At 62.5% G+C, this 22,120-nt stretch carries 14 protein-coding genes and 1 pseudogene; 7 read left to right on the top strand and 8 right to left on the bottom strand.

Annotation, left to right across the window (positions count from 1 at the left end):
• Position 1: 1 nt before the first annotated feature.
• From QM996_RS03820 to QM996_RS03830, 3 genes are all read left to right on the top strand, one after another.
• Positions 2-700: a response regulator transcription factor gene (locus tag QM996_RS03820; RefSeq protein WP_500269366.1), complete on the top strand. Its 699-nt coding sequence runs from the start codon at positions 2-4 to the stop codon at positions 698-700.
• On the top strand, positions 697-2,103 hold the full coding sequence (locus QM996_RS03825) for a sensor histidine kinase (RefSeq protein WP_500269367.1): 1,407 nt from the start codon (positions 697-699) through the stop codon (positions 2,101-2,103). Before QM996_RS03820 ends, QM996_RS03825 begins: the two co-directional genes overlap by 4 nt.
• An 81-nt stretch (positions 2,104-2,184) precedes the next feature.
• A complete protein-coding gene (locus tag QM996_RS03830) occupies positions 2,185-5,139 on the top strand; it encodes a glutamine-synthetase adenylyltransferase (RefSeq protein WP_500269368.1) in 2,955 nt (984 codons plus the stop codon).
• Between the two features lie 9 nt (positions 5,140-5,148).
• On the opposite strand, the gene QM996_RS03835 is transcribed toward QM996_RS03830, so the two are convergent.
• On the bottom strand, positions 5,149-7,479 hold the full coding sequence (locus QM996_RS03835; RefSeq protein ID WP_500269369.1) for a PAS domain-containing sensor histidine kinase: 2,331 nt from the start codon (positions 7,477-7,479) through the stop codon (positions 5,149-5,151).
• Positions 7,480-7,662: 183 nt separating this feature from the next.
• Positions 7,663-10,311, bottom strand: a complete 2,649-nt coding sequence (gene pepN / locus QM996_RS03840) for a M1 family metallopeptidase (RefSeq protein ID WP_500269370.1) — start codon at positions 10,309-10,311, stop codon at positions 7,663-7,665.
• Between the two features lie 428 nt (positions 10,312-10,739).
• On the opposite strand from pepN, the gene QM996_RS03845 reads away from it, so the two are divergent.
• Positions 10,740-11,678 carry a DMT family transporter gene (locus QM996_RS03845; protein WP_500269371.1) on the top strand — a complete coding sequence of 313 codons (939 nt, stop codon included), beginning with the start codon at positions 10,740-10,742 and terminating at the stop codon, positions 11,676-11,678.
• Positions 11,679-11,713: 35 nt separating this feature from the next.
• Here QM996_RS03845 and QM996_RS03850 read toward each other — a convergent pair whose 3' ends face one another.
• Both QM996_RS03850 and QM996_RS03855 read right to left on the bottom strand, forming a co-directional pair.
• Positions 11,714-13,006, bottom strand: a complete 1,293-nt coding sequence (locus QM996_RS03850) for an MFS transporter (protein ID WP_500269372.1) — start codon at positions 13,004-13,006, stop codon at positions 11,714-11,716.
• A gap of 709 nt (positions 13,007-13,715) precedes the next feature.
• A complete protein-coding gene (locus QM996_RS03855) occupies positions 13,716-14,750 on the bottom strand; it encodes an IS110 family RNA-guided transposase (protein WP_500269373.1) in 1,035 nt (344 codons plus the stop codon).
• Between the two features lie 134 nt (positions 14,751-14,884).
• Here QM996_RS03855 and QM996_RS03860 point away from each other — a divergent pair.
• Positions 14,885-15,642: pseudogene (locus QM996_RS03860) on the top strand (IS5 family transposase).
• A gap of 13 nt (positions 15,643-15,655) precedes the next feature.
• Here QM996_RS03860 and QM996_RS03865 read toward each other — a convergent pair.
• The 4 genes from QM996_RS03865 to QM996_RS03880 all read right to left on the bottom strand — a co-directional run bounded on the left by QM996_RS03865 (position 15,656) and on the right by QM996_RS03880 (position 18,522).
• A complete protein-coding gene (locus tag QM996_RS03865) occupies positions 15,656-15,811 on the bottom strand; it encodes a hypothetical protein (RefSeq protein ID WP_429808155.1) in 156 nt (51 codons plus the stop codon).
• A 79-nt stretch (positions 15,812-15,890) separates the two neighbouring features.
• Positions 15,891-16,067 (bottom strand): hypothetical protein, encoded by a 177-nt coding sequence (locus tag QM996_RS03870; RefSeq protein WP_156134297.1) that lies wholly within the window; start codon positions 16,065-16,067, stop codon positions 15,891-15,893.
• 177 nt (positions 16,068-16,244) lie between these two features.
• Complete coding sequence (locus QM996_RS03875; protein WP_500269374.1) at positions 16,245-17,135, bottom strand: uracil-DNA glycosylase; 891 nt, start codon at positions 17,133-17,135, stop codon at positions 16,245-16,247.
• An 88-nt stretch (positions 17,136-17,223) separates the two neighbouring features.
• Positions 17,224-18,522 (bottom strand): Hsp70 family protein, encoded by a 1,299-nt coding sequence (locus QM996_RS03880; protein ID WP_500269375.1) that lies wholly within the window; start codon positions 18,520-18,522, stop codon positions 17,224-17,226.
• A gap of 460 nt (positions 18,523-18,982) precedes the next feature.
• Between QM996_RS03880 and QM996_RS03885 the strand changes: the two genes are divergently transcribed.
• Entirely contained in the window at positions 18,983-20,644 is a 1,662-nt protein-coding gene (locus QM996_RS03885; protein ID WP_500269376.1) for an electron transfer flavoprotein-ubiquinone oxidoreductase, read from the top strand.
• 448 nt (positions 20,645-21,092) lie between these two features.
• The gene (locus QM996_RS03890; protein ID WP_500269377.1) at positions 21,093-22,091 is read left to right on the top strand and encodes an ABC transporter substrate-binding protein; all 999 of its coding nucleotides are present in this window, start codon (positions 21,093-21,095) and stop codon (positions 22,089-22,091) included.
• The last annotated feature ends 29 nt before the right edge of the window (positions 22,092-22,120 follow it).

A 22,120-nucleotide genomic window follows, 5' to 3' on the forward strand; every position in this document is an offset into this window, starting at 1 on the left:
TATGGTCGCGCGTATGAAGATTCTTATCATTGAAGACGATCTCGAGGCGGCAGCCTATCTGGCGAAGGCCTTCCGTGAGGCGGGTATCGTTTCCGACCACGCCAGCGACGGCGAGAGCGGTCTCTTCATGGCCAGCGAGAACAGCTACGACGTTCTGGTGGTCGATCGCATGCTGCCGCGCCGCGACGGCCTGTCCGTCATCGCCGAGCTCAGGCGCAAGGACATCCACACACCGGTGCTGATCCTCTCCGCGCTCGGGCAGGTCGACGACCGTGTCACGGGCCTTCGTGCCGGCGGCGACGACTACCTGCCGAAACCCTATGCCTTCAACGAACTGCTGGCGCGTGTCGAGGTGCTGGGCCGCCGCAAGGGCACGCCCGAGCAGGATATGGTCTACCGCGTCGGCGATCTCGAACTCGACCGGCTATCGCATTCGGTGCGCCGGCAGGGCAAGGAGATCCCGCTGCAGCCGCGCGAGTTCCGCCTGCTCGAATATCTCATGAAGAATGCCGGCCAGGTCGTCACCCGTACCATGCTGCTCGAAAATGTCTGGGACTATCACTTCGACCCGCAAACCAACGTCATCGACGTGCATGTGTCGCGGCTGCGTTCGAAGATCGAGAAGGACTTTGACGTGCCGCTGCTGCGCACCGTGCGCGGTGCCGGCTACATGATCAAGGATGACCGGGCCTCCGCATGAGCAAGCTTCGCGTTCTCTTCAGAACGACCGCGGTTCGGCTTTCCGCCCTTTATCTCATTCTCTTTTCACTCTGTGCGGCCTTTCTGGTCTTCTATGTCACCGGCATGTCGGAGCGCTTGCTGCAGCAGCAGACCCGTGACGCCATCACCGCGGAGGTGACGCAGATCGAGCAGGTCTACACGCGGGCCGGCATGAACGGCCTGTTGCGCTCGCTCGAGCGGCGCGCGCGCCAGCCGGGCGCCAATCTCTATGTTATCGCCGGGCCGAGCGGCGAGATCCTTGCAGGCAACGTCGCGAGCCTCGAGCCCGGACTGCTCGACAGCGAGGGCTGGACCGAACGCCCCTTTGCCTATCAGCGTTATACGGACGAAACGAAGAAGGACAGCCATGTGGCGCTCGCCCATGTGCTGGTGCTCGACAATGGCCTGCGCATTCTCGTCGGCCGTGACCTTCAGGAGCCGCAGAAGTTTCGTGCCTTGGTGCGTCAGGCGCTGATGGTGGCGCTCGGTGTCATGGGGCTTGGCGCGCTTGTCATCTGGTTCGGCATCGGCCGCAACGCCCTGAAGCGCATCGACCGCATGTCGGAGGCGAGCACCAAGATCATGGCGGGCGATCTTTCGCAGCGCCTGCCGATGAGCGGCTCCGGCGACGAGTTCGACCGGCTGTCGGAAAGCCTGAACGCGATGCTCGGCCGCATCGAGAAGCTGAACGAAGGTCTGCGCCAGGTCTCCGACAACATCGCCCACGACCTGAAAACGCCGCTGACGCGTCTGCGCAACAAGGCCGAAGCAGCACTCGCCCGCAAGGGCACGAGCCAGCGTGGCGCGCTCGAGGAGATCATCGGCGAATCCGACCAGTTGATCCGGACCTTCAATGCGCTCCTGATGATTTCACGCGTCGAGGCCGGCTCTTCGGCCGCCGAGATGAGCGAGATCAATCTCTCGCAGATCGTTGCCGATTGCGTCGAGCTCTATGAGCCTGTTGCGGAGGATGTCGGTCTGACGCTGGAAGCCGCTATCGCGCAAAACATCACAATCTCCGGCAACCGAGAACTGGTTGGCCAGGCGCTCGGCAACCTCATCGACAACGCCATCAAATATGCCGACGGTGCGGACAATCCGCTGATCAAGGTCTCCCTGGAAAAGCGCGATGGGCACGTGCTGTTGTCCGTCGCCGATCACGGGCCCGGCATACCGGCAGCAATGCATGACGAGGTAGTGAAACGCTTCGTTCGCCTGGACGAGAGCCGGTCCAAGCCGGGCACGGGTCTCGGATTGTCTTTGGTCGAGGCGGTCATGGAGATGCATCACGGTTCGCTGCGTCTCGCTGATACCGATCCGGCGGCGGGGGATGGTGGCAGAGGCTTGACGGTGCAGATGGTTTTCCCCGCGGCTGCAAACTGATAGACCGGTTCCTTGAGAACAGGAGACGAGAGCGGCTTGCCGCTGCTTTGGATGTGCAGGCTGTAGGCAAGGGGAGAGGGCATGCAGGACCAAGTGCAGCAGTGCTGGGAGATCGAGACAGCGCCGATCCGGGCGGCCAGCCAGGCCGACGCCAAAACGGCGCTCTCGGTGCTGAAGGACATGGCCAAGGGTCATGACCAGATCGCGAAACTGCTCGCCTCCGAAAGTCCGTTCAAGACCTTTATTGTCTCGGCCTTTGCGCTGTCGCCCTTCCTGCGCGATACGGGCGACAGCCGCCCGGCCATTCTCGAAGAACTCCTGTCCACCGATCTGACAGCCTTCCTGACCGAACGGGTGCGCCGCGCCCGCGATGCCTGGAAGCCCAACGAAGGCGGCGCGGCCCTGCCGGACACGGAGATCATGGCGCGGCTGAGGCGAGCCAAACGGGAGCTCGCCTTCGCCGCGGCGCTCGCCGATCTCTCCCGGCATTTCGACGGCCGCGAAACCACGCGCTGGCTCAGCGATTTTGCTGGTGCTGCCGTCTCCGCAACGATCGATCACCTGCTGCTGAGCGCGCACGAGAGCGGCAAGCTGATCGTCAAGGATGTCGCTTGCCCGAGCATCGGTTCCGGCGTCGTCGTGCTCGGCATGGGCAAGCTCGGCGCCTTCGAGCTCAACTATTCCTCCGATATCGATCTCGTCGTCTTTTACGATCCGCAATCCGGCATCATCGTCGACCGCGACGATGCCTCGGAGACCTTCGGCCGGCTGCTGCGCCGCCTGATCCGCATCCTGCAGGAGCGCAGCGGCGACGGCTATGTCTTCCGTACCGACCTGCGGCTGCGCCCCGACCCGGGCTCGACGCCGCTCGCGATTCCGGTCGAGGCGGCGATGCTCTATTACGAGAGCAGGGGGCAGAACTGGGAACGGGCCGCCTTCATCAAGGCGCGGCCGGTCGCAGGCGATATCGAGGCCGGCGAGCGGTTCCTCCGGGAATTGGTCCCCTTCGTCTTCCGCAAATATCTCGACTATGCGGCGATCGCCGACATTCATTCGATCAAGCGTCAGATCCATGCCCACAAGGGACATGGCGAAATCGCGGTCAAGGGACACAACATCAAGCTCGGCCGCGGCGGCATCCGCGAGATCGAATTCTTCGTGCAGACGCAGCAATTGATCGCCGGCGGCCGCATGCCGGAGCTGCGCCAGCGCGCAACCGAGCCGATGCTGCGCGCGCTGGTCAAGGCCGGCTGGATCGACGAGGAGACCGCCGATGAACTTGTCGAGGCCTATTGGTTCCTGCGCGACGTCGAGCACCGGATCCAGATGGTACGCGACGAGCAGACCCATGTCCTGCCCGAGACCGAAGCGGAGCTGAAGCGCATCGCCTATATGCTTGGCTTCGAAGATACGGCCGCCTTCTCGAAGGCCCTGTCACGCGTGCTGAAGACGGTCGAGCGCCGCTATGCCCAGCTCTTCGAGCAGGAGGCGAAGCTCTCGACCGAGACCGGCAATCTCGTCTTCACCGGCCAGCGCGACGACCCGGATACGCTGGAGACGCTGAAGAAGCTCGGCTTCCAGCGGCCGTCGGACATTTCCCATACGATCCGCACCTGGCACTACGGCCGCTACCGCGCGACGCAATCGGTGGAAGCGCGCGAGCGCCTGACAGAGCTGACGCCGGAGCTTCTGCGTGTCTTCGGCGAAAGCCGCCGGGCCGACGAGGCGCTGCTGCGCTTCGACAATTTCATTTCCGGCCTGCCGGCCGGCATCCAGCTCTTTTCGCTGCTCGGCAACAATCCGGGCCTGCTCTCGCTGATTGTCAACGTCATGTCGTCGGCGCCGCGGCTTGCCGAAATCATCGCCGCGCGCCCGCATGTCTTTGACGGCATGCTCGATCCCGGCCTCCTTGCCGAATTGCCGACGAAGGACTATCTCGCGCCGCGCATTGCCAATTTCGTCGGCGGCGCGCGACACTATGAGGAAGTGCTCGACCGCCTGCGCATCATCGCCGCCGAGCAGCGCTTCCTGATCGGCATCCGGCTTTTGACCGGCGCCATTTCGGGCGCACAGGCCGGCCGCGCCTTTACCGATCTCGCCGACCTGATCATCGCCGCGGCGGTGAAGGCGGTGCAAGACGAGATCCGCTCGGTGCATGGCGTTTTCCCCGGCGGCCGCATCGCCGTCGTCGGCATGGGCAAGCTCGGCAGTCACGAGCTGACCGCGGGCTCTGACGTCGATCTGATCCTGCTTTATGATTACGATGAGGCGGCGACCGAGTCCGACGGCGCCAAGCCGCTTGATCCCACCCGCTATTTCACGCGGGTGACGCAGCGCCTGATCGCCGCGCTTTCTGCGCCGACGGCAGAGGGCATTCTCTACGAGGTCGACATGCGGCTTCGTCCGTCCGGCAACAAGGGACCGGTCGCAACCAGGATCAACGCCTTCGCCAAGTATCAGCGCGAAGAAGCCTGGACCTGGGAGCATCTGGCCCTGACCCGGGCGCGCTGCATTTGCGGCGACGAAAAGCTGATCGCCGAGGCCGATGCGATCTTCGCCGAAATCCTCAGCCGCAAGCGAGATGTTGCCAAGGTCAGTGCCGACGTGATCTCCATGCGCGAGATGATCGACAGCGAGAAGCCGCCCAGCGACATCTGGGATTTCAAATTGATTCCGGGCGGTCTCGTCGATATCGAGTTCATCAGCCAGTACCTGGCGCTCGTCGCGCCCGCGAAGGGCATTCAGCCGCTGACAGCAGGCACGAACACCGCCGACGCGCTGAAACTGCTCGGCGACGCCCTGATGAACCCCAACGATCTCGATGTTGCCCTGGAGGCGCTGCATCTCTTTACCGAGTTGTCGCAGATCGTGCGGCTGTGCATCGAGGGAGAGTTCGAGCCGAAGGAAGCCCCGGCAGGGCTGATTGATCTCGTCTGCCGGGCAGGGGACTATCCGGACCTTAAGACACTGGAAGGTGACATCCGCCGGCTGTCTAAGGCCGCGCGGCGTGTCTTCCAGTCCGTTGTTTCGGCGTAATGGGGTCCCTCAGGCCCGATCGGGGATTCGGACTGAGATGATGGTGCCGACGTTTTCCGTCGAGTGAATCTTCATGCTGCCGCCATGCAGGCGGGTGAGCGAGCGCGAGATCGCCAGCCCGAGGCCCGAGCCTCCCTTGCTCTTGGCATACTGGCTCTGCACCTGCTCGAAGGGCTGGCCGATTTTCTGAAGCGCGTCGCGCGGTATGCCGATGCCGGAATCGGCGATCGTCAGCGTCACGGCACCGGTCACCTTGCGGGCACGAAGCGAAATGCGCCCGCCTTCATTGGTGAACTTGACCGCGTTCGAAAGCAGGTTGAGCAATACCTGCTTCATGGCGCGGCGGTCGGCAACCATTGTGAGGCCTGACGAGATCTGCTGCACCACATGGATGTTCTTCTGTTCGGCCGGTATAGTGGTGAAGCGCAGCGTCTCTTCGATCAGCGGCGCGAGATCGATCGTCTCGCGGCTGATGCGCATGTGACCGGCCTCGATCTTCGACATGTCGAGGATGTCGTTGATGACGTTGAGGAGATGCTTGCCGCTCTCGTGGATGTCGCGCGAGTATTCGTTGTATTTCTCCGAGCCGAGCGGCCCGAACATCTGGTTCTGCAGGATTTCCGAGAAGCCGAGGATGGCGTTGAGGGGCGTGCGAAGTTCGTGCGACATGTTCGCCAGGAATTCCGACTTGGCTCGGTTGGCCGCCTCGGCGCGTTCCTTTTCCGCCTGGTAGTTGGCATTGGCGATCGACAGTTCGGTCTTCTGGCGCTCCAGCGTCATACGCGACGCCGAAAGGTCGCCGATCGTCGCCATCAGCCGCCGCTCGGATTCGCGCAGGCGCACCTGATGCCGCTTCAGGAGGGTGATGTCGGTGCCGACCGAGACGAGGCCTCCGTCGCGCGTGCGTCGCTCGTTGATCTGCAGCCAGCGTTCGTCGGCAAGCTGGACCTCGCTCGTTTGCGACTGGTTGCTGCGATCGGGATCGGCGATGCGTCGTTCGACCACCGGCCGCGCCGCGGCCATCTGGACGGCGATGCGCTCGGTGCCCGGAACGAGCACGTGGTCGGGAAGCTTGTAGGCCTCCTGGAAGTGGGTATTGCACATGACGAGGCGGTCATGTTTGTCCCAGAGGACGAAGGCCTCCGACGTACATTCGATCGCGTCGGCGAGCCGTTGGTCTGCCTCGGCGTAACGTTGGGCAAGCCGGTGCTGCTCGGTCACGTCCATGGCGATGCCGATCAGATGCGCCCGCCCGGAAACGGTACGGATGATTTCCGCGCGGGCACGCAGCCACACATAGTGGCCGTCCGCATGTCGCATGCGGAAAACCTGGTCGATCTGGCGTACGTCGCCACGCGCTATGGTCCGCGCAACACCATAGATGCCGCGATCATCCGGATGCATCAGCCGCGCGGCATCACCGAAGGAGAGCACGCTGTTTTCTCCGGGCATGCCGAGCATTTCGTACATCGAGCGCGACCAGAACAGCCGACGGTTGGCGAGGTCGAAATCCCAGAGGCCGCAGCGGCCGCGCGACAGCGCCGTCTCGACGCGCAGGTTGGATTCGGCGAAGACCGAATCCGCGTCGCGAGCCCGCTTGGCCTGGATGTAATAGGCATAGAGCACCATCAGCAGGATGGCGGAGATGCCGGCAAAGAGCGTCACGTTGAGCGAGACTTCATCGCGCCAGGTGGTTTCGAGCTGCGTCACCGGCGTTGCGGCCAGCACCACTCCGACCGCGTCAGGCAATTGCGCCAGCGCCACGATATGATCGACGCCGACGATCGGCGTCTTCATGACGCTGGAGTGCTCGCCGAAATACTGCAGCGTCGCGATGTCGGGCGCGACCGCCGCGAGCGTCCGACCGATGAGCGGCCCGCCCTCCTGGGTGCTGGCGAAGATCCGGCCGTCCCTGCGGACCGCAAGGATGAACGTGCCGGGATCGAGCAGGCCGGTGGGCAGATAATGGCTGAAGCGTTCCTCCGCGTCCGAGCGGCGGCTCTCGTCAAAAAGGACCGCGCCGTCCGTCTGGAAGGCCGCAACGGCGGTTGCCGCCGCAAGCCCGACCGTCTGGCGCGAACTTTCTTCCATGCGGGCATGCTCGTCCATGATGCTGGACATGCGCGAGACCGCCACGATGATCAGGAATGCGATGATGAGGATCGGGATAGAGCGCTTGAGAATCGGCTCTGCGCTTGCCAGTCGCCGCGAGGTCGGTCCAGCAAAGATCTTCGCATGCGAGATGAACTCCTGCTCCAGGCGGCCGGCAAGCCCCGGAAACTTGAGTCGCAACCGCCCGTCGGCTGCGCTCGCCTGTCGCGCGTCCGCCATCTTTCCCAATTCTCAAAACCCTCTGATGATTCGGCGCGCCGCTCGCCCGAATCTGACTCAATGAATCACAGGGCGATTCGCCTTGTCCAGAGGCGCTGGTAAAGATTTCTTAACCATTTCTTATCGTTGGGAAATAATAGGCCGGGCCGCTTGCGCGGCCCGGCCCTGAGGAAAATCAATGGGTTCCTGGCTTCAGGCCTTGAGCATGCGCTCCACGATATCGCCGACGTCGGCCGAAAGTTTCGGCGCTCCGGCAATCTCCTTCAGCGCCTTGCGGGCATGACCGGCACGCTTGTCCTCGAGCGAGCGCCAGGAGCGCATCGAGGTCAGGATACGCGCCGCAAGCTGCGGGTTGCGCGGGTCGATGTCGAGGATCTGGTGCGCGAGAAAGCGGTAGCCCTCGCCATCGGCGCGATTGAAGCCGGTCGGGTTGGCGAAGGCATAGGTGCCCACCAGCGAGCGCACGCGGTTCGGGTTGTTGCCATTGAACAGCGGTTCGGCCATCAGCGCCTTGACGCGGTCGAGCGTTCCGGCTCCCGGAATCGTCGCCTGAACGGCGAACCACTTGTCGATGACCAGCGCGTTGTCGGCGAAACGCTCGCGGAAGGTCGCAAGCGCTTCCGCGGTTTCGGAAGCATCCGGGAAGCGGTGCGCAAGCAGCGCCAGCGCATGGCTGAGATCGGTCATGTTGTTGGCGGCGGCAAAGGTCTTGGCGGCGCGCTCCGGCCCTTCGTCGCCCTGGACGAGGTAGGTGAGCGCGCTGTTGCGCAGCGCCCGGCGACCGGCGCTTGCGGCGTCCGGGCTGAAGGCGGCCGTGGAGACGAGGTCGTCGGCCAGCTTGAGGAAGGTGTCGCGCCCAGCGGCGGCAACCGCCGTCAGGATTTGCTGACGTGCGGCGTGGATCGCATCCGGATCGTTGTTGGTGCCGATCTCGCGGGCGATGTCGGATTCGCTCGGCAGTGCCAGGGCCTGGGAGCGGAAAGCGGGCTCCAGCGTTTCATCCGCGGCAGCGCGGATCAGGCCGTCGATGAGCGCCTTGTCGCAGGTGACCGGCTTTCCGGCGCGAACATTCGCCGTCGCCTCGACCAGATTGCTGAGTGCGATGGCGTTGAGCGCCTGCCAGCGGGCGAAAAGGTCGCTCTCGTGATGCGCGATCAGCGCAAGATCCTCGGGGCTCTGCTCGATGTGCAGGTTGACCGGCGCGGAAAAGCCGCGGTTGAACGACGGCACCGGGCGCGACGGAATGCCGGAGAAGATGACCGTCTGCTTGCGCTCCGTGAGATGCAGGACGTCGCCGGTCATGTCGGCGCCGGAGACCGCGGAAAGGTCGGCTTCGCTGCCGCCTTCGAGCAGCAGACCCATCTTGAGCGGAATGTGCATCGCCTCCTTGGCGCCCTGTCCGGGTGTTGCCGGAACGGTCTGCTCGAGCGACAGGGTGAAGGTCTGCTTGGCGGCGTCATAGGCGCCCGAAGCGGTGACCAGCGGCGTTCCCGCCTGATGGTACCAGAGCGCGAACTGGCGGAGGTCGCGACCGCTTGCCGCTTCGAAGCAGGCGACGAAATCCTCGATCGTCACCGCCTGGCCGTCGTGCCGGTCGAAATAGAGGTCCATGCCCTTCTTGAACAGATCGCGGCCGAGGATGGTGGCGATCATGCGGGTGACTTCCGATCCCTTTTCGTAGACGGTCGTCGTATAGAAGTTGTTGATTTCGCGGTATTTCGTCGGCCGCACCGGATGGGCGAGGGGGCCGGCATCCTCCGGGAACTGCTCCGACTTCAGGTGCCGCACTTCCGCAATTCTCTTGACCGCGCGCGAGCGCATGTCGGCGGAGAATTCGTGGTCGCGGTAGACCGTCAGGCCTTCTTTGAGGCAGAGCTGGAACCAATCCCGGCAGGTGATGCGATTACCGGTCCAGTTGTGGAAGTATTCGTGCGCGATGATCGCCTCGATATTGGCATAGTCCGCATCGGTCGCCGTTTCCGGGTCGGCGAGCACGTATTTGTCGTTGAAGATGTTGAGACCCTTGTTCTCCATCGCCCCCATGTTGAAGTCGGAGACGGCGACGATCATGAAGATGTCGAGGTCGTATTCACGGCCGAAGGCGTCTTCGTCCCACTTCATCGAGCGCTTGAGCGCGTCCATGGCGTAGGAGGCGCGTGGCTCCTTGCCGTGCTCGACATAGATCTTCAGCGCGACCTCGCGGCCGGACATCGTCGTGAACGTGTCTTCGACGACGCCGAGATCGCCAGCGACGAGGGCGAAGAGATAGCTCGGCTTCGGATGCGGATCGAACCAGGCGGCGAAATGACGGCCGTCGCCCATGTCGGCGCCGCCGAGATAATTGCCATTCGACAGCAGGAGGGGAGCGGACGCCTTGTCGGCGATGATGTTGACCGTATAGACGGCAAGAACGTCCGGGCGATCGGGAAAATAGGTGATGCGGCGGAAGCCTTCGGCCTCGCACTGGGTGCTGTAGATGCCGTTGGTGCGGTAAAGCCCCATCAGTTGCGTGTTCGTCTCAGGCGAAAGCAGCGTGGTGATGGTGATTTCGAAGGGGGCGGTTTCCGGCAGGCCGCGGATGGTCAGCGTATCGTCGGTAACGTCGTAGAGGGAGGTCGCGAGCTCTTCCTGATCCAGCAGCAGGCCGGTCATCTTCAGTTCGTCGCCATCGAGCAGCAGCGGCGCCGACGCGTCGACGCCTTCGCGACGATGGAAGATCAATCGGGCTTCGACCTTGGTGTCCTTCGGATCGAGCTCGAAGGTCAGATCCACTCTCTCCAGAACGAAGTCGGTCGGCCGATAGTCTTCCAGATGAATGATCTGGCCAGTATTTGTCCGCATGGTCAGTCCCGCTTGCGCCGTTCTACTGGAGAATTTGTAGTGGGCGCCTGTGATGGTGAAAAGGCCAAGGGGCGAAAAGTCGGATAATGCCACACGATTGTGATGCCGGCGACCGCACTTTCGACAGAAAAGGCATGGTTTCCGATGGTCTTCCCGCTCCCTTATCGGATTGACGTGTATCGAAGTGGGACTAACAAGACATGAATTGGAAAGGTTTTTTTCACCGCGGCTAAAGAAAGGCCTGACGCCGTTTTGCCAAACGTCGATCGATCAAGAAAAAACGCCATTCATCACGAAGTTTGATCCGACTTTGTTGTCGAGCATCGCTAAGGTGACGAAGTCCTGCGGCGGGGTTCTCCGCTGAAAAATCTCCAAACCAGCCCTCGTGTCTGCTCTGGCCGGCGGAGGCTGTTCGAAAAGTGCCCTCAATGGATGCGGAAGTCGAAAGCCCGATGAAGGGGATCCTATTCAAGGTCCTTTCCGTCGTCATTTTCGTTTGCATGTCGACGCTGATCAAGGCGGCCGGAAACGAGATCGCCACCGGCCAGATCACCTTCTACCGCTCGGCCTTCGCCATGGTGCCGATCCTCGGTTATCTCGCCTTCCGCGGACAGTTGCGCGATGCCTTCAAGACCGCGGATTTCACCGGCCATATCGCGCGCGGCTTCGTCGGCATTCTCGCGATGAGCTTCGGCTTCTATGGACTCTTGCACCTGCCGCTGCCTGAAGCCATCGCCATCGGCTACGCCATGCCGCTGATCGCCGTTGCCTTCGCTGCGCTTTTTCTCGGTGAGACCGTGCGGCTTTATCGCTGGTCGGCGGTGGTCATCGGGCTGGTCGGCGTGATGATCATCACCTGGCCGCGGCTGACCCTTTTCCGCGAAGGCGGCTTCGGTTCGCTGGAGGCGCTGGGTGCCGCATCGGTGCTGATTTCGGCGGCCCTCGGCGCGGTGGCGATGGTGCTGGTGCGCAAACTCGTCAAGAACGAGCGAACCCATACGATCGTGCTCTATTTCTCGCTGTCGGCCTCGGTCTTCTCGCTGGCGACGCTGCCCTTCGGCTGGCCCTCGATCTCGCGCGAAGCCTTTCTGCTCCTGATGGTCGCCGGCTTCTGTGGCGGTGTGGCGCAGATCCTTCTGACCGAGAGCTATCGCCATGCCGACATGTCGACGATCGCACCGTTCGAATATACGTCGATCGTGCTCGGCCTGATCATCGGCTATTTTCTGTTCGACGATATTCCGACGGCAACCATGCTGATCGGCACCGCCATCGTCGTCGGGGCCGGCATCTTCATCATCTTCCGCGAACATCGACTTGGCCTCGAGCGCCGAGGCGCCCGCAAGCACATGACGCCGCAGGGCTGAGGACGAAGCGCGGATTCATCTTCCGTCGGTGGCCCTTACGAGCGCGGGTTCTCCCAGGCCGGAACCGTGTCGTCGTCGATCAGCGGTTCCTGCGCCATCTGCTGGGCGACAGGGCTCGTCACGTCGGGGCCGGGTGTCGGCATCACGCTAGTTGCCTGGAAATCGGTCTTGGCAACCAGGCCCTTGTGCTGTTCACGCTGGAGGATACGCCAGGCGGCATAGCCGCCATAAAGGGCAAAATAGACGGCGAGAACGAGGAACAGCGCCGCCGGGCCAAAGCGGTCCATGACCGGGCCGACCATCAGCGGGCCGGAGATCGTGCCGAGCCCATAGGTAATCATCAGGCCGGAAGACGTCTCGACATATTCGTTCGGTTTGGCGAGGTCGTTCGCATGCGCGACGTTCAGCGCATAGATCGGAAACAGCACCGAGCCGACAAGTGCGGCGATGACGTAGAGGACCGCCGGTTGGCTGCCGATCGATGCCGACATCACCAGGCAGGAGACGACGCCGATGATACCGCAGCCGACCATGACGATACGCCGGTCGATCTTGTCCGACAGGCGGCCGATCGGGATCTGCGAGATCGCGCTGCCGGTCAGGAGCGAGGCGAGCAGCGTCGCACCCTCGGCAGTGGAGAGACCGATCTTCTGCGTGAAGACGCCGCCGAGATTGAGCCACGCGCCGGACAGTGCGCCGGCAAGAAAACCGCCAACGACAGCGACCGGAGAACGGCGGAAAAGCGCAGGGATATCGAACTTCGCCTGCGCCGGTGGCGCCGGCATGGGCGAGGAGGAGAGCGCCGTCGGCAGCAGCGCAAGGGAGAACAGCACGCTGCAGAGCATGAAGAGCGACGTGTTGGTCGGGTCGCCGAGCGGCACCATGTATTGGCCGCCGATGGTGCCGACCATCGTGGTGATCAGGTAGAGCGAAAACAGGAGACCGCGGTTTTCGTTGGTGACGCGTTCATTGAGCCAGCTCTCGATGACGAGATAGCTGCCGGAGATGGCGAAGCCGGCGATCGCCCGGAACACGATCCAGGCGTGCCAGTCGACGATGAGGCCGCAGAGCAGGATTGCGATCGACAGCAGCGTGATCAGCGCGGTGAAGACGCGGACGTGACCGACCCGCAGCACGAATTTCGGGGTGACGACGCAGGAGAGCGTAAAGCCGACCGTATAGCCGGTGGCGATCACCGAGACCGTCAGCGTCGACCAGTTCTCGGCGACGGAGCGCACCGGGATGACATAGCTCTGAAGGCCGAAGGCGACCATCATGAGCAGGGTCGATACCATCAGGCTGAAGACGGAAGCGAGGCTGGCCAGCATCGGCGCTCCTGAAAACATGGCACTTCGCCATCGAAGCCGATGACGAGCAAAGCGCAGGTGGAGCGAGGAACGGTCTGGCAGGGGCCGGATGAGCCTGACACTCCTACAGCGTCGCCCGTCTTATCAGACGCGCAAAGGTCGCTGTAGCACTTTGATTTGCTGCATGTCTTCGTCCTTAAATCGAGGTCGATTTAAGGACGAAGACATGCAGCAGGTCGGGACGAGTGTGGCTCTATCCAGATTTTGAGGCCCTGTCGATTGCGACAGGCGATGGCAAAAAGGCGGTAAGCCTTTTTGTCGGCAGCAACTAGAGCATCCCGCTTTTCAAGTTGAATCGCTTGAAGCGGAAAGATGCTCTAGAAACAAAGTGCTAGAGCGACCTTAGTGCGTTCATCTGAACGCACGGCACTCTAGGTCGGATCGACATTCAGGATTCCCATATGTGGAACGGCTCTGCGGTCAAGGTGTTTCTGACCTCAGATGATCCGAGGGCTGATGCGCCCATATGTCCGGCCTTTTCGCGCAGCGCTGGGCTACCGGCCTTGATGACGTTCGCGATTGGATTGACCTAAACAAATCAGCGAGCTCAAAGCACGTTGGGAATCACGGTCTTGATCCAATCCGGATGTCTTTCCTCGGGGTCATCATTGACATTGCACCTTGGCCTCTGTCTGTCGGCTGATGCCGACAAGCTACCTTCGCGCGGATTTCATGCCGCCACCATTTCGCTCGCAACGCCACGGAATTGCCCACCCCTTGCCAGAAGAGCCCATATGATCCGGGCCATCTTGTTCGCCAGGGCAATGGCCGCAACCTTGTACGGCCTGCGCTTCAGCAGATCGGTCAACCAGCCTGAGACCTTGGCACCCCGACGCACGTGCTGGATGACCGCGGACGCCCCCACGACCAAGAGAGATCGCAAGACCGGGTTTCCCATCTTTGAGATTCTTCCCAATCTGGTCTTCCCACCCGTGGAGTTCGATTTCGGGGTTAGCCCTATCCAGGCCGCAAAATGGCGAGCAGACCTGAAGGCTAGTGGGTCGGGTACAAATGCCGCGATGGAGGCGGCGGTTATTGGTCCCACGCCAGGAATTGTGGTCAGTCGGCTCAAGGTCGCATCCTGTCTGGCTTCGCGCACCATGTGCTTTTCCAGTTTTGCGATCTCTGCCGTGTAGGCGTCTATCTGGAGCGTCAGCGGCAACAGGGCGGTACGCGCCAAAGGTGGCACACGAGCATCATTCTCGTCACGAACGATGCTGACAAGGTCATCAACCTTGCCAACACCTCTGGTGGCGGTGATGCCGAGCTCGGCAAGATGGCCGCGCAAAGCATTGATCGTTTGGGTGCGCTGTCGAACCAGCAAGTCTCGCGACTTCAACAGCATGGCTGCAGCTTGCTGGCCGATGGTCTTGACCGGCACGAAACGCATTGAGGGTCGGCCTACAGCTTCGCATATCGCCTCAGCATCTGCCGCGTCATTCTTTCCTCTTTTGACATAGGGTTTCACATAGGCGGGTGGGATCAACCGAACTTTATGTCCGAGAGCACTTATCTCGCGTGCCCAGTGATGAGCGCCCCCACACGCCTCCAATCCAACGACACACGACGGGATTTTCTTGAAGAACGCCAGAAGCTCAGAGCGTCGGAGCTGCCGGCGGAGGACAAGGGTTCCTTCGTCGTTTATTCCATGCAACTGAAAGAGGTGCTTAGCCGTGTCGAGGCCGATCGTCGTGATCAAGGTCATGAGAGCGCTCCAAGCTGTTCGCCGAACCGGATGCTCGGCCCTTTTCAGGATAGGGCGGGAGCAGAGCCGTTCCACAACATCAAATCAGTTGATGGGTGATTCATAGGACACCGTGTTAAGCACGGAGGCCTTTGATGGCGGTGAAGCGATACGAGTTGAACGAGGCGCAGTGGTCGAAAATTGCGCCTTTGCTACCTGGCAAGGCCGGCGATCCGGGCCGGACGGGTGCGGATAACCGGTTGTTCGTGAACGGGTGCTTGTGGGTGCTGCGCTCGGGCGCACATTGGCGGGACCTGCCGGAGCGCTACGGCAAGTGGAAGACAGTCCATCGTCGTTTCAGCCGCTGGTGCCATGCCGGTGTGTGGGAGCGGGTTTTCGACACATTGACGGCCGACCGGGACAATCAATATCTGATGATCGACAGCACCATCGTGCGTGCTCATCAACAGGCGGCGAGCGGAAAAGGGGGGCCAAGGATCAGGCGCTGGGGCGTTCCAGAGGCGGACTGACAACCAAAGTTCATATGCTGGCCGATGCGCTCGGCCGTCCCCTGCGTTTCATCGTGACGGCCGGCCAGGTCGGCGACATCACGCAGGCTCCCACTCTTCTCCATGGACAGGTGGGCAAGGCTGTGCTCGGCGACAAAGTCTATGACAGCAATGCCTTGCGTGAGACGATCAAGGCTATGGACGCCGAGGCGGTTATCCCTTCGAACCGCTCCCGCAAGATTATCATCCCCCACGACCCGGTCGCCTACAAGCATCGCAACCGCATAGAGCGGTGCTTCAATCGCCTGAAGCATTTCCGCCGTCTCGCAACCCGCTACGAACGCCGAACCATTCATTTCACCGGACTAATCCATCTGGCCGCGATCACTATCTGGCTACGCTGAATGTCGATCCGTCCTAGTTCGGCAATAACGGGCTCACGGCCACGCGGTGGGCACGGCGCGCATCCTTCTTGGTGCTGAGAAGGGTGTATTCGCGCGAGGCGCGCACGGCAGTGCCAATGTCGGAGATCGAATCGAACAGGACCTTGAGGCTCGCGATGGGCTTGGTCATGGTTTCGTTCCTTTCATCGTCGCCGGCCAATTATGCCGACTTGTGCACGCGATACGCGGCCAAGCGTATCGCGTGGGGATCAGCGCTGGATGAAATCGGCGAAAATCTGCGCCGGACGGGTGGTCCGGGCAAGGCCGATCGCGGTCATCTGCTCGTTGGCTGCCGTGCCGAAACGGTTGAACGGCGTCCGTTGAGCAGCACCGGTGTGACGGAGCGTCTCAAAGCTGCTGTGGATCGGACGAAAGCGGGCAGTCATGGTTCAATTCCTTAATTCCATTCCTCCCGTGTCATCATATTGCGCTGCAACATCGAATTTTGCAACGCGTCATTATGCGCCGCTGATATGCGCAAACCGCATGGCTTTCTTCATTCTTTGTTCATAAAGCCGGCCGGCGCGTTGGCGCCGTATGTGTGTAAGGCGTTTCGGTGCGGATCAGCCGTGAATCCGCGCCTTGAAGGCAAGCAGGTCCTGCCAGACGAAGCGCTTGTTGACCGGTGCGGTCACCAGATCCTGCGGGTGCAGGGTCGCAAGGGTCGGCACCGTGATGCCGCCGATCGGCAGCTCGCGCCATTCGCCGCGAAGCTGATGGATCGTATCGTTGCCGCCGAAAAAGAAGCGGGCGGTGAAATTGCCGAGCAGGAGCAGATGCCTGGGCTCGGCAAGGGCGATCTGCCGTTCGATGAAGGGGCGGCAGATATCGGCTTCGCGAGCCGTCGGCACACGGTTGCCCGGCGGGCGCCAGGGCACGACATTGCTCAGCAGCACGCTTTCGCGGGCAAGGCCGATGCCGGCGAGCATGCGGGTCAGCATCTCGCCGAGGCGCCCGGCGAAGGGCTGGCCGTCGCGATCGTCGTCGGCATAGGGCATCGGACCGACGACCATGATGCCGCTTGCCGGGTCGCCCTCGGCAAAGACGAGATTGCGGGCGCTGTTCCTGAGATTGCAGCCGGCAAAACCTTCCATCGCAACCTTGAGCTCGGCGAGCGATCGCGCCGATTCGGCGGCAAAGCGCGCCTCTTCGATCGCCTGCGCATCCGGGATGGCGACGGCAGGGGCGCTGGCGGCCGGAGCCGGTGCGCGGTTTTCCCGGGATGGTGCCGGGGCAGCCGCGGCTGTCTGGCGCGCCGCCGGCTGCGCAGGGGGCGCCTCCGCACGGCTGCTGGCTGCCGAGGCCCGCGCGCTGCCGCGCGCCGCCTTCATCGCCTCGAACTCGGCGAAGCGGTCGACCGGCTCCTCTTCCAGCAGCCATTCGACGCCCGCATCCGCATGGAAGGCAAGGAGGGCGGCAAGCTCAGCCGGAGAGAGGTCGTGGGCGGAAATCATGGCCGCCAACCTAACCCATAAGCCGCCGGACCGGAACCGCTTTTCCGGCTCTCGCCATCCCTATCCAAGGTCATCGATGATGTCCGGCTCAGGCCGCATTCGCCGTCCAGTGGCCGATGTCCTCGTGCTCGCCGATCAGCGCCAGGCCGTGGGCGATCGACAGCAGTTCGCCGCCGCTTTCGATGCGGTCGGCGTCGAAGCGGCGCTCGAAGATGCCGCGCACGGCCGGAACGAAAGACGTGCCGCCGGTCAAAAACACCTTGTCGATCGACCCGGGCGCCGTCGCGGTCGACTGCAGCACGTCGTCGAGCGCGCCTTCGATGCGGGCGAGTTCCGGCGCGATCCAGCCTTCGAAATCGCTGCGACGAACCGTTCGGCGCGACATCTCACCGAGCGGGGCGAAATAGAACTCGGTCTCGTCTTCTTGCGACAGCCGCATCTTCGTCGCCGAAATCGCCTGATAGAGCGGGTAGCCTTCGTCATGCTCGATCAGGTCGACAAAGGCTTCGAGTTTTTCCGGCTCCAGACTCTGGCGCACGAGCTGCTTCAGATCGGTGAAATCTTTCAATGTCTTGAAGATCGAAAGCTGATTCCAGCGACCGAAATTCGCGTAATAATTCGACGGCACTTCAAGCAGCTTGTCGAAGCTCTTGAACAGACTCCCCTTTCCGATGAGCGGCGAGACGACGTTGTCGATGATGCGGAAGTCGAAATGGTCTCCGGCGACACCCACGCCTGAATGGCCGATCGGCGTCGCCGTCAGGCGGCCGGCCCTGGTCTCGAATCGGATCAGCGAATAGTCGGTCGTACCGCCGCCGAAATCGGCGACGAGGACCGTGGCGTCCTGCTTCAGGTTCTGGGCGAAGTAGAAAGCGGCCGCCACCGGTTCGTAGACATAGTGCACCTCCGGGAAGCCGAAGGCAGAAAGTGCTGCGCCGTAGCGTTCCAGGGCGAGCGCCGGATCGGGGCTGGAGCCGGCGAAGTGCACCGGGCGGCCGACGACGATGCGGCTATACTGATCCGTCCAGCCGTCGCCGGCATAGTCGCGCAGCTTGGTCAGGAACACCCGCATGAGGTCCTCGAAGCTGTGGCGCTTGGCAAAGACCTGCGTGCCCTGGAAGAGGGGGCTCGCGGCAAAGGTCTTGATCGACTGCAGGAAACGACAGTCGCCGGGATTGTCGATGAAGGCGCGGATCGCCGCCTGGCCGGCCTCGACCTTCAGCGCCTGGGCGCCAAGGTTGGTGTCTTTCATGAAGGAAAGTGCAGTGCGCATGGCGTCGGTCGTGCCGGCGAGGCTGTCGAACCGCATCGAGTGGGTGGCGTCGCCGGCGGCAACCGCAAGCACGGAATTGGTGGTGCCGAAGTCGAAGCCCAGTGCCTTGGCCATATGGTGGTCTCCTTGCGTCTGGCGTCGCTGCGCCGCCCGGAGCAAGTCGGCGGCGCGCAATGCAACATGAAATTTTGTCGGGCCATTTCCGCATGTCAGGCGGCCGGCACCGAAGACGACAAAAGACACGCCGTCCGGGCGCCAGAGGGGCGCCTTATCGAGTGCCGTTTGCGAATGGGATAAGCCGGCGCGAACCGCCGAAAGGATGTCGCGGCCTCGTGGCATGGCTCTTCGGCAAAAGCAAGGCCGAATGGCTCATAGCGTCGGCACGCGACAAAATGATGTATTTACGTTTACGTGCACGTCATATAGACATTTGCCCTAAACTCATGACCTCATGCGCAAAAGCGGGCATCGTCTGTCGCATCCCGGCTCGACAAGCCAAACTGCATTTGCCATGACGGCATGATATATCCTGGGAACTGAACCGGCAGAAGACCGGTGAGACTGGAGAGACCATATGACCGAGCAAGATCTGCCCGAGCGTGAGAGCATGGAGTTCGACGTCGTGATCGTCGGCGCGGGGCCGGCCGGTCTTGCGGCGGCGATCCGGCTGAAGCAGGTCAATCCGGAGCTTTCGGTGGTCGTGCTCGAGAAGGGCGCCGAGGTCGGCGCGCACATCCTGTCGGGTGCGGTCGTCGATCCGATCGGCATCGACCGGCTGCTGCCGGGCTGGCGCGAGGAGGCCGACCATCCGTTCAAGACCGAAGTGACGGACGACCACTTCCTGTTCCTGGGGCCCGCCGGCTCGATCCGTCTGCCGAACTTCCTGATGCCGCCGCTGATGAACAATCACGGCAACTACATCGTCTCGCTCGGCAACGTCTGTCGCTGGCTGGCCACCAAGGCGGAGGAACTCGGCGTCGAGATCTACCCAGGGTTCGCGGCCACCGAAGTGCTTTACAACGACGAAGGCGCGGTCGTCGGTGTCGCCACCGGCGACATGGGCATCGAGCGCAATGGCGAGCCGGGCCCGAACTTCGCCCGCGGCATGGCGCTCTTGGGCAAATACACGCTGATCGGCGAGGGCGTGCGCGGTTCGCTCGCCAAGCAACTGATCGCGAAATTCAACCTCTCGAAGGACAGCGACGTCCAGAAATTCGGCATCGGCCTGAAGGAGCTCTGGGAAGTGAAGCCGGAGAACCACCGGCCAGGCCTGGTGCAGCACTCCTTCGGCTGGCCGCTCGGCATGAAGACCGGCGGTGGTTCGTTCCTCTACCATCTTGAGGACAACCTCGTCGCCGTCGGCTTCGTCGTCCACCTCAACTACAAGAACCCCTATCTCCACCCGTTCGAGGAGTTCCAGCGCTTCAAGACCCATCCGGCGATCCGCGGTACCTTCGAAGGCGGCAAGCGGCTCTCCTATGGGGCCCGCGCGATCACCGAGGGCGGTTACCAGTCGGTGCCGAAGCTGTCCTTCCCGGGCGGCGCGCTGATCGGCTGTTCGGCCGGCTTCGTCAACGTGCCGCGCATCAAGGGCAGCCACAATGCCGTCCTGTCGGGCATCCTCGCAGCCGAGAAGCTGGCGGCGGCGATCGCTTCGGGCCGCGCCAATGACGAGCCGATCGAGATCGAGCGCGGCTGGCGCGATAGCGCCATCGGCCAGGACCTGAAGCGGGTCCGCAACGTCAAGCCGCTGTGGTCGAAGTTCGGCACGGCGGTGGGCGTCGCACTCGGCGGCTTGGATATGTGGACCAACCAGCTCTTCGGCCTTTCCCTGTTCGGCACGCTGAAGCACGGCAAGACCGATGCGCAGTCGCTCGAGCCGGCATCGCAGCACCAGAAGATCGACTATCCGAAGCCCGATGGCGTCTTGACCTTCGACCGGCTGTCCTCGGTGTTCCTGTCGAACACCAACCACGAGGAAGATCAGCCGATCCACCTGCAGGTCAAGGACATGGATCTGCAGAAGCGCTCCGAGTACGACATCTATGCCGGCCCGTCGACGCGCTACTGTCCGGCCGGGGTTTACGAATGGGTGGAGAAGGACGGCAAGCCGACCTTCGTCATCAACGCGCAGAACTGCGTGCACTGCAAGACCTGCGACATCAAGGACCCGAACCAGAACATCAACTGGGTACCGCCGCAGGGCGGCGAAGGACCGGTCTATCCGAACATGTGATATCGGTTGGTCCTCATGGAAAACGAAAGAAGAGCGGCGCCGGCCTCCCGGCGCCGTTTCTCTTTCATACCCGGTCGACGAAGTCGGTGATGAGGGCGCCATCTCAGGCAGGCATTGCTTTTCGTCGGCACCAATGCCCGGCGACGCTGGTGTTCGGCCACCCGCTGCGGCACCGGATCCGGGTGTCACGCTATAACCAGTGCAGCCAATCGTCCTGACTCGCGCCTCAGAGTTGTTCACGCGTCGGGAAAGGCACTCGTTGACGCAAATGGAAAAGTCCTTGCCGGAAAACCCCGTTAGCTTTCATGGTGTCATCGGCTCGACGCCGACGAATCTGCAGGCTTTCGGTCCCTGTTGTTTCGAGTTGGACCGAGCCTTGTGACGCTGTCGATCCACGCGGTGAGATCGGCAGTGCGACGGGATGCACCGCCAAAACAAGGGAACGGAAATGAAGAAGCTTCTTGCAACGACCTGCCTGGCGGCAGGCCTCCTTGGCCTCGCTGGTGCGGCTTCTGCCGCCGAATGCGGCGACGTGACGATCGCCAATATGAACTGGCAGAGCGCCGAGGTGCTGGCGAACGTCGACAAGATCATCCTGACGGAAGGCTACGGCTGCAACGCCGACCTCGTTGTTGGCGATACGGTGCCGACGATCACCTCGATGATCGAAAAGGGTGAGCCCGATGTCGCGCCGGAAGGCTGGGTCGACCTGCTGCCGGATGTCGTCAATCGCGGCCTCAAGGAAGGCAAGCTCGTCGGCGCGGCGCTCGCGCTTTCCGATGGCGGCGTCCAGGGCTGGTGGATCCCGAAATACATCGTCGATGCCAATCCTGACATCAAGACCATCGACGACGTGCTGAAGCACAAGGAACTGTTCCCGGATCCGGAAGATGCCAGCAAGGGCGCGGTTTTCAACGGGCCGCAGGGCTGGGGCGGAACGGTCGTGACGACGCAGCTCTATAAGGCCTATGGCGCCGAAGCAGCGGGCTTCACGCTTGTCGACACCGGATCGGCCGCCGGCCTCGATGGCTCGATCGCCAAGGCCTATGAGCGCAAGCAGGGTTGGGTCGGCTACTATTGGGCGCCGACGGCACTTCTCGGCAAATACGAGATGGTGAAGCTCGAGCATGGCGTTCCGGGCGATGCGGCCGAATGGAAGCGTTGCAACACCGTTGCCGACTGCCCGGATCCGAAGAAGAACGACTGGCCGAAGGACAAGGTCCAGACGCTGGTGACCAAGGCCTTCGCCGATCGCGCCGGCCCGGCCATGGACTACCTCAACAAGCGCGCCTGGACCAACGATACGGTCAACAAGCTGATGGCCTGGATGACCGACAATCAGGCCAGCGGCGAAGAAGGCGCCAAGCACTTCCTCCAGGAAAGCTCTGACATCTGGACCCAGTGGGTCTCGCCGGAAGTTGCCGAAAAGATCAAGGCTGCGCTCTGATTGGAGCGATTGAACCCATTGGCGGCGCG

This window comes from Sinorhizobium chiapasense (genome assembly GCF_045277575.1).
Classification (GTDB): Bacteria; Pseudomonadota; Alphaproteobacteria; order Rhizobiales; family Rhizobiaceae; genus Ensifer; species Ensifer chiapasense_A.